The 11136-nt window shown below is 70.9% G+C and carries 7 protein-coding genes; 2 read left to right on the forward strand and 5 right to left on the reverse strand.

Translation table 11 applies throughout. The features are described from left to right. Nucleotides 1-52: 52 nt before the first annotated feature. The 5 genes from AB0937_RS32995 to AB0937_RS33015 are packed head-to-tail and all read right to left on the reverse strand — an operon-like array spanning nt 53 to nt 8284. Complete coding sequence (locus tag AB0937_RS32995; protein WP_361119493.1) at nt 53-658, reverse strand: ATP/GTP-binding protein; 606 nt, start codon at nt 656-658, stop codon at nt 53-55. Beyond that, entirely contained in the window at nt 639-4337 is a 3699-nt protein-coding gene (locus AB0937_RS33000) for a hydantoinase B/oxoprolinase family protein (RefSeq protein WP_366716994.1), read from the reverse strand. Before AB0937_RS33000 ends, AB0937_RS32995 begins: the two co-directional genes overlap by 20 nt. A 24-nt stretch (nt 4338-4361) precedes the next feature. Next, a complete protein-coding gene (locus AB0937_RS33005) occupies nt 4362-4757 on the reverse strand; it encodes a DUF742 domain-containing protein (RefSeq protein ID WP_366716996.1) in 396 nt (131 codons plus the stop codon). A gap of 9 nt (nt 4758-4766) precedes the next feature. Further along, nucleotides 4767-5201 (reverse strand): roadblock/LC7 domain-containing protein, encoded by a 435-nt coding sequence (locus AB0937_RS33010; protein ID WP_102910026.1) that lies wholly within the window; start codon nt 5199-5201, stop codon nt 4767-4769. Further along, nucleotides 5198-8284, reverse strand: coding sequence for a nitrate- and nitrite sensing domain-containing protein (locus AB0937_RS33015; RefSeq protein WP_366716998.1), 3087 nt, complete (start codon nt 8282-8284; stop codon nt 5198-5200). Before AB0937_RS33015 ends, AB0937_RS33010 begins: the two co-directional genes overlap by 4 nt. A gap of 401 nt (nt 8285-8685) precedes the next feature. Between AB0937_RS33015 and AB0937_RS33020 the strand changes: the two genes are divergently transcribed. Both AB0937_RS33020 and AB0937_RS33025 read left to right on the forward strand, forming a co-directional pair. Further along, nucleotides 8686-9267, forward strand: a complete 582-nt coding sequence (locus AB0937_RS33020; protein WP_366717132.1) for a hypothetical protein — start codon at nt 8686-8688, stop codon at nt 9265-9267. 242 nt (nt 9268-9509) lie between these two features. Continuing rightward, a complete protein-coding gene (locus AB0937_RS33025; RefSeq protein WP_366717000.1) occupies nt 9510-11069 on the forward strand; it encodes an amino acid permease in 1560 nt (519 codons plus the stop codon). Nucleotides 11070-11136: the final 67 nt, after the last annotated feature.

Genomic DNA, 11136 nt, shown 5'->3' on the forward strand with positions numbered 1-11136 from the left:
TGCGGCACGTACCCCGTTCGGCGGTACGGGCCGCTCCGGTCGTCCGGGGGCGTCAGCCGGTCACGGCCTCACGGCGGTCCGCCGCGTACGCCATGGCGTGCTGGACGACACCGATGAGTGCTTCCTTGACCGATTCGCGGTCGCGGGCGTCGCACATCATGAGCGGCACACCCTCGTCCAGGTCGAGAGCCTGGCGGACGTCGTCGACGGGGTAGCGGGGGGCGCCCTCGAAGCAGTTGACGCCGACGAGGAAGGGGATGGAGCGCCGCTCGAAGTAGTCGACCGCGGCGAAACAGTCCTCCAGGCGGCGGGTGTCGGCGAGGACGACGGCTCCGAGGGCGCCTTCGGAGAGTTCGTCCCACATGAACCAGAACCGCTCCTGCCCGGGCGTGCCGAAGAGGTACAGCACCAGGTCCTCGCGCAGGGTGATCCGGCCGAAGTCCATGGCCACGGTCGTCGTGTGCTTGCCTTCCACCCCGCTGGTGTCGTCGACCGGGCGGCCGGCCTCCGTGAGCAGTTCCTCGGTGCGCAGCGGCCTGATCTCGCTGACCGCGCCGACGAGCGTGGTCTTGCCCACGCCGAAGCCGCCGGCCACGAGGATCTTGAGCGTGACGGGCTCGACCGGAGGCTTGCCGCGCTCAGAACGCCCGAAGATCATCGATTTCTTCTCCTGCTTGATGGGGGTCGGGCGACTGCGGGCCGTAGCCTCCGCCGCCCGGGGTTTCGATGACGAGTACGTCGCCGGTGACGAGGTCCGCGGAGTCGCTGCCTCCCAGTTCGGTCACCGTGCCGTCGGTGTGCTCCACCCGGTTGGCGCCGAGAGCGCCCGGCTCGCCGCCCGCCATGCCGTACGGGGCGACCCGGCGGTGCTGGGACAGGGTGGAGACAGTCATGGGTTCGAGGAAGCGGATCCGGCGGACGGCGCCGTCCCCGCCGTGCCACCGGCCGGCGCCGCCGCTGCCGCGCCGGACGGCGAACTCCTCGAGGCGCACGGGCAGTCGCCACTCCAGGACCTCGGGGTCGGTGAGGCGGGAGTTGGTCATGTGGGTCTGGACGACGGGTGCGCCGGGGAAGCCGTCGCCCGCGCCGGAACCGGAGGCGACGGTTTCGTAGTACTGGTGGCGCTCGTTGCCGAAGGTGACGTTGTTCATGGTCCCGGAGCCCTCGGCCTGCACGCCGAGCGCCGCGTACAGGGCACCGGTGACGGCCTGGGAGGTTTCCACGTTGCCCGCGACGACGGCGGCGGGCGGCTCGGGGGCGAGCAGGGAGCCGGGTGGGACGACGATGCTCAAGGGGCGCAGACAGCCGTCGTTGAGGGGGATGTCGTCGGCGACCAGGGTGCGGAAGACGTAGAGGACGGCCGCGTTGACGACCGAGAAGGGCGCGTTGAAGTTGGTCGGCAGCTGCGCGGACGTGCCGGTGAAGTCAATGGTCGCGGCGCGGCGTCCGCGGTCCACGCGCACGGCCACGCGGATGACGGCACCCGAGTCGGTCTCGTAGGCGTACTCCCCGTCGTCGAGGGCGTCGATGACGCGGCGTACAGCTTCTTCGGCGTTGTCCTGCACATGCCTCATGTAGGCCTGGACGACGTCGAGGCCGTAGTCCTCGATCATGCGGCCGACCTCGTCGACGCCCTTGCGGTTGGCGGCGATCTGGGCGCGCAGATCGGCGAGGTTGGTCTGCGGATTGCGTGAGGGGTGGGGCGCCTCGGTGAGGAGGCGGAGGGTCTCCGCCTCACGGAAGCGGCCGTTCTCGGCGAGCAGCCAGTTGTCGAAGAGGACGCCTTCCTCCTCGATGGTGCGGCTGCCCGCGGGCATGGAGCCGGGCGCGATGCCGCCGATCTCGGCGTGGTGACCACGCGAGGCGACGTAGAAGAGGATCTTCGGATCCCGCTCTTCGCGCTCCCGATCATCACTCTCCGTGCCGGTTGCCGGTGTCGTGTCGAAGACCGGCGTGATCACGGTGACGTCCGGCAAGTGGGTGCCGCCGTGGTACGGGTCGTTGACGGCATAGGTGTCGCCCGGGCGCATGCGGGGGCCGCGCCGGCGGATGACCTCCTTGACGCTGGTGCCCATGGAGCCCAGGTGGACGGGGATGTGCGGGGCGTTGGCCACCAGATTTCCGTCCGGGTCGAAGAGGGCGCAGGAGAAGTCCAGGCGCTCCTTGATGTTGACGGACTGGGCGGTGGATTCGAGGCGGGCGCCCATCTGCTCGGCGATCGACATGAAGAGGTTGTTGAAGACCTCAAGCAGAACTGGGTCGACTCTCGTGTCGAGTTCGGAACTCTGCGTAATCGCGGTGCGTTCCATGACCAGATGCCCGTCGTCGGTCGCCGCGGCCCGCCAGCCGTCGTCGACGATGGTGGTGGAGCCGGCTTCGGTGATGATCGCCGGGCCGGTGACGGTGTCGCCGGGGGGAAGCTCCTCGCGGCGGTGGAGGGGCACCTCGCGCCAGGTGCCGCCCGTGTGGAGGCGGACGGTCCGGGGCGCTGCCGAGCCGTGGCCGGAGCCGCGTGGGGGCGTTGCGCCGGAGGCGGCTTCGTAGGGGGCGAGAGCGGACAGATCGGGGGGTGCGGTGATGCCGGTGGCTTCGACGGAGAGGGCTTCGACGACGATCGGGCGGTCGAGCGTGAAGGAGTACGTGGCGCGATGACGTTCTTCGAAGGCGTGCCGCATCGCGCCGGGCTCGGTCAGCTCGACGGTGAGGGTGGTGTCGGTGCCGTCGTAGCGGAGCTCCGCGCGGCGGGTGATCGCGATGTGCTCCTCGGGGACGTCCTCGGCGAGGAGTTCGGCGCGGGCCGCCGCTTCCAGGTCCTCGGCGGTCTTGTGGACGCCGGGCATCGAGGCGGGTTCGAGGAGGGCTTCGACGGACTGCTCGCGCATGGCGGTGGTGTCGGCGAGGCCGATGCCGAGTGCGGACAGGACCCCGGCCATCGGGGGCACGAGAACGGTGCGGATGCCGAGGGAGTCCGCGACCATGCAGGCGTGCTGGCCGCCCGCGCCACCGAACGTGGTGAGGGCGTAACGGGTGACGTCGTGGCCCTTCTGCACGGAGATCCGTTTCACGGCGGACGCGATGTTGGCGACGGCGATCTGCAGGTATCCCTCCGCGACCTGTTCCGGCGTGCGGTCGTCGCCGGTCCGCTCGCCGATCTCGCGGGCGAGAGCGGTGAAGCGGTCCCGGACGAGTGTCTCATCGAGGGGCTCGTCGCCGCTCGGGCCGAACACGTGCGGGAAGTGGGCGGGCTGGATGCGGCCGAGCATGACGTTGGCGTCGGTGACGGCGAGCGGCCCGCCGCCGCGGTAGCAAGCGGGCCCCGGCTCCGCGCCCGCCGAGTCCGGCCCTACGCGGTAGCGGGAGCCGTCGAAGTGCAGGACCGACCCGCCGCCGGCGGCGACGGTGTGGATGTCGAGCATGGGGGCGCGCAGCCGGACGCCGGCGATCTTGCTGGTGAAGACCCGCTCGTAGGTGCCGGCGAAGTGGGAGACGTCGGTGGAGGTGCCGCCCATGTCGAAGCCGATGACCCGGTCGAATCCGGCGAGCTGGGACATGCGGGCCATGCCGACGATGCCGCCGGCCGGCCCGGACAGGATGGCGTCCTTCCCGCGGAACGTCCCGGCCTCGGTGAGGCCGCCGTTGGACTGCATGAACATCAGCCGTACGCCTTCGAGCTCGTCGGCGACGTGGCGGACGTAGCGGCGCAGCACGGGCGAGAGGTAGGCGTCGACGACGGCGGTGTCCCCGCGGGGCACGAGCTTCATCAGGGGGCTGGTCTCGCTGGAGAGCGAGATCTGCGGGAAGCCGATGCGGGCGGCGAGCTCTCCGACGGCCTGTTCGTGGGCCGGGTGGAGGTGGCTGTGCATGCAGACCACGGCGACGGCGCGGATCCCGTCGTCGTACGCCTCCCGGAGGGGCCCGGTGAGGGCGTCCAGATCGGGGGCGCGCAGGACGGTGCCGTCGGCGGCGATGCGCTCGTCGATCTCGACGACCCGTTGGTACAGCAGCTCGGGCAGCTCGATGCGGCGGGCGAAGATGCTCGGGCGGTTCTGGTAGGCGATGCGCAGGGCGTCGCGGAAACCCCGGGTGATGAGCAGGAGGGTGCGCTCCCCCTTGCGCTCCAGGAGGGCGTTGGTGGCGACGGTGGTCCCCATGCGCACGCTGTCGACGGGGTCGCCGGAGCCGGCCAGCAGGGTGCGGACGCCCTCCACCGCGGCGTCGGCGTAGCGTGCGGGGTTGTCCGAGAGCAGCTTGTGCGTGAGCAGCCGGCCGTCCGGGCGACGGGCGACGACGTCGGTGAAGGTGCCGCCTCGGTCCACCCAGAACTGCCAGCCAGTCACGTCAGTACCCCGCTTCCGCGCTGCTCACAGCGCCCGGAGGCCGTTGATCACGTCGCGCAGAATACTCTCGTCCGGCAGCTCGGCAGGGGGTACGGGCCGGTTCACATGGACGAATTCCGCGTCCACGAGATCTCCGACCAGGACCCGTACCACTCCGATCGGCAGGTCGAGTTCCGCCGCGAGTTCGGCGACCGACTGCGGGATGTCACGGCACAGTTCGACGATGTCCACGTGCTCCGGGGAGAGCATGTGGTCGGTTTCCGGATCGTCCGCCTGCGGTTCCGCGACCACGACCGCGATCAGGTCCAGGCGGTGCTGGCCCTGGCTGCTGGTGCGGCCGCGGGTCATGGCGTACGGGCGGACGACCGGTCCGGCCTCGTCGTCGAACCAGTGGCTTCTTCCCTGACCGTCAGCGCTCATGTCATCCCACTACCCGCCTGCGGGCAGATCGGTGCGCGGTGCGGCGGCCAGATGCACGCCCACCCGCTTCACCAGGAGCGTCATCTCGTAGGCGACCTGGCCGACGTCCGAGTCGGCGTCCGAGAGGACGGCGAGGCAACTGCCGTCGCCGGCCGCCGTCACGAACAGGAAGGCGTCGTCGAGCTCGACGACCGTCTGGCGGACGTTGCCGGCCTCGAAGTGGCGTCCCACGCCCTTGGCGAGGCTGTGGAACCCGGAGGCGACGGCAGCGAGGTGCTCGCTGTCCTCCCGGGTCAGGTCCTTGGACACGCCCGTCGGCAAACCGTCGCCGGAGAGCACGAGGGCCTTGCGGATGCTCGCGACACGGTCCACCAGATCGTCGAGGAGCCAGTTCAGCTCCCCCTTGCTGGTCGCGGTGTGGCCGGTCGCCTTCGGTGCGGTCATCGACCGTCCCCCTCTGTCGTTCCTTGTGGTGCTGCGCCGGTGTGGGCGGCATCGCCCGCGGCGTTCTCCTCACGGCCGCGCTGCCAGCCACGCTGGAGCGATGCCATGCGGCTGCGTACTTCCGCCGCGTCGCGTTCGACGGGCTCGGCCGTGCCCGCGCCGGACGGCGCGGAGCTCCGCTTCAGCTGCGGGGCCAGGTTGGCCTGCCGGACGCGCCGGGGCAGCGGCGCGGTGCCGGAAGCGGGTTGTGTCGCGGAGCCGGTTCCCCGGGGCGCGTCGCCGGGCCCGGTCTCCTGGTTCGAGGCGCCGCCGGTGGTGGCCTGCGCGGAGCCGGGGCGCTGGTCCGGCCGGGCCGGGCCGCTGGCGGCGATCTCCGCGCGGCGGGTCCGCCTCGGCAGGGCGGACGGCTCCGACCGGTCGCCGGCGCCGCCGGAGGGGGCCGGGGACTCCGTCTGGTCCCGCTGGTCCTCGTTGCGGCCCACAGCGCCGATGCCACGGCGGGCAGGGTCCGTCCCGCGACGGCGGGCCGGCAGCGGCGGCGGTGCCTCCGGCAGGGCTTCGCCCCGACGGCTGCCGGCCGAAGGGCTCTCGGTGCGGCCCCTGGCCGGAACGGCGGGCGCGGGTTCGGGCCCTGACCGGCCGGGGTCCCGGCTGGTGGTGGGCTCCTCGCCCCGGCGGCGTGACGGGAGCGCGGAGGTGGGGCCCACGTCCGTTCGGCCGGTGGCCGGGGTGGTGCCCTCGTCCGTCCTGCCCCGCCGTGGGCGCTGCTCGGTCACCGGGCGTCCATGGGAGCTGACCAGCTTGGGGGTGTTGCGGCGGGGAAGTGCGAGCGGGTCGCTCAGCTCGGCGCCGCCGCCGGTCCGGTTCCCTGCGCTGCGGGCGTCGGCGGGCTGCCGGCGCGCATCGGTGCGGCGGCCTGCGGACTCGTCCGGGTCACGGGTGAGGGAGTGGCGGTGGCGGAACAGGCCGCCGTGTTCACTGTCCTCGTCCTCGATGGCGCCCGGGAAGTCTTCCACGGTGCCGAGGTCGACGGGGGCCTCCAGCTCGACCGGGCCGTCCAGCAGGGAGGCGGGCAGACCGGGGCGCTGCGCGGGCGCGTGGGACAGTGCGGCGCGGCGGCTGTCCTGCGGCTCCTTCTCCGGGGCGAGCTGGGGGCGGTCGAGGCGGAATCCGATGCCGTTGGTGTCCGGGACGTCGTCGGTGAGCAGCGTGTCGGGGATGAAGACCACGGCGGTGGTGCCGCCGTACGGGGAGGGCTGGAGGGAGACCCTGACGTTCTGGCGCTGGGCGAGCCGGCTGACCACGAACAGGCCGAGACGGTCGGTGTCGGACAGTTCGAACTCCGGTGTCTCGGCGAGCCGGAGGTTGGCGTCCAGGAGCGCCTCCGCGGCCATGCCGAGACCACGGTCGTGGATCTCCAGGGTGAAGCCGTTGGCGACCCGCTCACCGAGGACCTGGACGGCCGTGTGGGGCGGGGAGAAGACCGTGGCGTTCTCCAGGAGCTCGGCCACGAGATGCGTGATGTCAGCGACGGCCGGGCCGGTGATGGCGTTGCGGGGAAGGCGGCGGACCTCGATGCGCTCGTAGTCCTCGACCTCTGCGACGGCGGCGCGTACGACGTCCATGAGCTGTACGGGTTTGCGCCACTGGCGGGAGGGTGCGGCACCGGAGAGGATCACAAGGCCCTCGGCGTGCCGGCGCATGCGCGTGGTCAGGTGGTCGAGGCGGAACAGGTCGGCGAGTTCCTCGGTGTCCTCGGTCCGGCGCTCCATGGCGTCGAGCAGGGTGAGCTGCTTGTGGAGGAGGACCTGGCTGCGGCGCGCGAGGTTGACGAAGACCTCGGATACGCCGGCGCGCAGTTCGGCCTGCTTGACGGCGGCTTCGACGGCCGCGCGCTGCAGGGTGTTGAGGGCCTGGCCGACCTCGCCCATCTCGTTCTTGTCGTATTCGAGGCGCGGGACCTCGGTCTCGACGTCGACCTGTTCGCCCGCGGAGAGGCGGCGCATGACGCTGGGCAGGCGCACTCCGGACGCTTCGTGGGCGTCCAGGCGCAGTTGCCGCAGATCGCGGATCAGGGTGCGGCCGACGCGTACGGAGAGGAAGAGGGACAGCAGGAGCGCGATCAGGCCGAGAGCCCCGGCGATGACGGCCTCGGCGATGACGCCGACGGCCACGGGGTGGACGCGGTCCTGGTAGCGGTCGTTGGCCTGGTCGTTGAGAGTGCCGAGCTCGTCGAGCACGTTGCCGGCGGCGCTGTCCCAGCTCTTGGCGGAGACGCCGCGGGGGGTGCCGGCGCCGGAGGAGACGGCTGCTTCCTCGGCCACGCGCAAGGGGGCGGAGGAGGCGTTCTTCCAGAAGCTCTGGTAGCGGTCGCGCTCGGCCACGGGCAGCAGCGGCAGGTTGACGTCGTACATCAGGGTGCGCTGGGCCACGAGGTCGGAGATGTCCCGCTCCTCGGAGTGGGAGATCCTGCCGACGATCAGGGCGGAGCCGAGGAGGGCGTCCTCCCGGGAGAGCAGCTCGCGGGCGCGGGCGAGATTGACCAGGGCGCGGTACTGCTTGTCCAGTTCGATGTTGTCGACGACGTGCAGGTTGGCGAGCAGGACGTAGCAGGGGTCGACGAGCCGGTTGTAGAGGTCCAGGGCCTGGGCGCGGTTGACGGTGCCGTCCTCGACGCTGCGGCGCAGCGACTCGATGCCGTCGAAGCCGTCCAGGACGGCGGTGAGCCGCTCGTCGGTGTCCGCGCCCATCGCGTCCCGCACATCGGGGTTCCGGGCGTTGTCGCGGATGCCGCTGATGGCCTCGTCGGTGGCGGTACGGCTGCGCCGGAGCGCGGCGAGGCCGTCGGAGGAGCGGGGGTCTGCGAGGTGGACGAGGGTCTGGCGGCGTTCTTCCTGGAGGACGCGGACGGTGTCCTCGATGGGGTAGCCGATCTTCTCCACCACGGACGACACGTTGAACAGGTCGGCCGCCTCGCGTCCCGTGAGCACGGTGGCGAAGGTCCAGATCGCGGTCAGGGACACAAGCGGCACGAGAAGCAGCGCCACGATCTTCCGGCGGACGGACTTCCCGCGAAAGCGCATGGCCTCCCCCTGCTCGGACCCCCTGCTACCGGGGGTACACATGTGCGTCAACAAACGGCGCGAGCCTACTACCGACCCACAGGGAACTCGAAGACCGGTCCGGAACCTGAACTTCCGCGCCAGCCACGAGGCATGGCGAGTTGTCCGGGCATTACGGGAGTTGTCTCCCCGTAATCGATGGTGGCGACGCGACCCAACACCCGAACGCTGTTCGGGCGGTTGGCTGAAACTTTTCGATTTCCGGGAATCTTCGTGAGCGGTCGTTCGTCCTTCTCCACGGGAAACGGGGGCGGAATCGGCCACAGGAGCCGCGATGCGCACCTGGGCGGCGTAAGACAGCGCAAGCCGGGCAGCCACTGGGGAGCACGGGTCTTCGGATGCGAGCGAGCGGTCTGCTGGCGGTGGGGAGTGACACGGTGATGGGCACGGCGGAACGGCGCGGTGCGCCCAGGACGGGTGGGGCGCAGCTGACGGGGCATCGGGACCTCGGAGCCAGCGGACGCGACACCCCCGAGGCAGGGACGGAGCCCCCGGGACAGGAGAGCAAGTTTCCGGCTCACCGGGCGGGTCACGGCGCTCGCGAGCAGCAGCACTACCGGCCCCTGTGGGTCGAGGAGCCCGCGCGGCGGCGGCGCTTGCCGGATCCGGTGCGGTCGGCGGCCGTGCGGGCGGTTCTCCTCATAGCCGTGACTCTGCTCCAGGCCATGGTGGCCTTCCTGTGCACGATGGCCGGGTCCTGGCTGGCATTCCCCATGGTGATCAGCAGCGTGGTCAGCACGATCGCGGCCACGTGGGGAGCGCTCGACGTGTGGGTGACCCGCCAGGTCTGGAACCAGCGCCACGGCGTGGTGTCCATGCCGAGCAGTACCGCGCGGGCCTTGCGGCGAGAGCGGCGCCGGACCCGGCGGCAGGAGCGTGCCGCCGAGCGCGCACAGGGGCGGATACGCCGGCGGGGTGGGACCGGGCAGTTGTCCCACTCGTGAGACATGGCGGCTGGGTACGGGGTGAAGAACATCGCCCCGCGGCCTGTGGCTGGGTCAGGCCTGGGTGTGCCGGGCGGGCGAGCCGCCCTCCTTCGAGGAGACAGTCGCGCGCGGCGGGCGAGCGGCTCGGCGGCATGGCCGCGATCAAGTGAGACGAAGCACATCTGGCGCAACACCCGCCTCGCCCCTCAGGGTTGGTTCAACTGATCGAACCCGCCTGAGCAACCCAGCGAGGAACCGCCATGAGAACAACCCCGCAGTCCACCGCCCCAGACGGCCGGGACGACGCCGAACTCACCGAGTTCGGCTACAGACCCGAGCTGAAACGCACGCTCGGCAACTTCCACACCTTCGCCGCGGGGATCAGCTACATCTCGATCCTGACCGGCACCTTCCAGTTGTTCTACTTCGGCTACGGCAGCGGCGGCCCGGCCTACTGGTGGTCGTGGCCGATGGTCTTCGTCGGGCAGTTCATGGTCGCCCTCTGCTTCGCGGAGCTCGCCGCCCGCTATCCCGTGGCGGGTTCCGTCTACAACTGGTCGAAGAAGATAGGCAATCCACATCTGGGCTGGCTCGCCGGCTGGATGATGCTGATCGCCTCGATCGTCTCCATATCGGCCGTCGCGCTGGCCTACCAGCTGACGCTGCCGCAGATCTCGTCGTTCTTCCAGTTCGTGGGGGACGGCACCGGTACGTACGACGTGGCGACCAACGCGGTCATCCTGGCCGCGGTGTTGATCCTGTTCACGACTCTCGTGAACGCCTTCGGCGTCAAGTTGATGGCACGGATCAACACGGCGGGCGTGTTCATCGAGTTGATCGCCACCGTCGTATTGATCATCCTGTTCGCGGTCCACATCACGCGCGGTCCGCAGGTCGTCCTGGAGACGCACGGCACCGGCGCGGGCTACGGAAACGGCTACCTCGGCGCCTTCCTGGTGGCCTCGCTGGCCTCGGCGTACGTCATGTACGGCTTCGACACGGCCGCGTCGCTGGGTGAGGAGTCCCTGGACCCGACCCGGAACGCGCCGCGCGCCATCATCCGGGCGATCGTGGCCTCCTTCGTCCTGGGTGGCCTCATCCTGCTCCTCGCGCTGATGAGCGTGTCCAGCCTGAAGGGCGAGAAGCTGTCCACGGACGGCCTGCAGTACATCGTGCTGGACGTGCTCGGCCCGACGGCCGGCAAGGCGATGCTGTGGTGCGTGCTGATCGCGGTGACCGTGTGCGCCCTGGCCGTGCACACGGCGGCGGTCCGGCTGGCGTTCGCGATGGCCCGCGACAACAACCTGCCGGCGTCCTCGAAACTGGCCCGGTGCCACCCGCGGTTCCAGACGCCGGTCCTGCCGACCGTGATCATCGGGATCCTGGCGCTGGCGATACTGGTGGTCAACATCCGCCAGCCGCAGATCTTCACCGTCGTCACCAGCATCGGCATCATCATGATCTACCTTGCCTACCTGGGGGTCACGGTGCCGTTGCTGGTCGCGCGGCTGCGCGGGAAGTGGCAGCCTGCGGAGGGGGGCCGGTTCTCCCTGGGCCGGTGGGGCCTTCCGGTCAACATCCTCGCGGTCCTGTGGGGCGCGGCCATGACCCTCAACCTGATCTGGCCGAGGTCCGCCGTCTACAACGCCGCGGCCCCCTACCACTGGTACCTGCGCTGGGGCGCGGTCCTGTTCGTCGCCGTCATCGCGGGCGGCGGCTTCGCCTACTACTGGTTCGTCCAGCGGCACCGGACGGGCGTACTCGCGGAGCACCGTTCCGAGGCGCCGGCCACCGCGCCCGTCGCACCGGCGGCCGACTGAAGGCTGACGGGAACCATGAGGACACCTGAGTCCGGCCACGTCGTCATCGGCGGCACCGCGGGCGACG

This window comes from Streptomyces sp. NPDC047880 (assembly GCF_040706515.1).
GTDB lineage: Bacteria > Actinomycetota > Actinomycetes > Streptomycetales > Streptomycetaceae > Streptomyces.

Coding starts and splice junctions, on each gene's coding strand:
- AB0937_RS33025 (WP_366717000.1), top strand. CDS start 9,510: ATGAGAACAACCCCGCAGTCCACCGCCCCAGACGGCCGGGACGACGCC.
- AB0937_RS33010 (WP_102910026.1), bottom strand. CDS start 5,201: ATGACCGCACCGAAGGCGACCGGCCACACCGCGACCAGCAAGGGGGAG.
- AB0937_RS33005 (WP_366716996.1), bottom strand. CDS start 4,757: ATGAGCGCTGACGGTCAGGGAAGAAGCCACTGGTTCGACGACGAGGCC.
- AB0937_RS32995 (WP_361119493.1), bottom strand. CDS start 658: ATGATCTTCGGGCGTTCTGAGCGCGGCAAGCCTCCGGTCGAGCCCGTC.
- AB0937_RS33015 (WP_366716998.1), bottom strand. CDS start 8,284: ATGCGCTTTCGCGGGAAGTCCGTCCGCCGGAAGATCGTGGCGCTGCTT.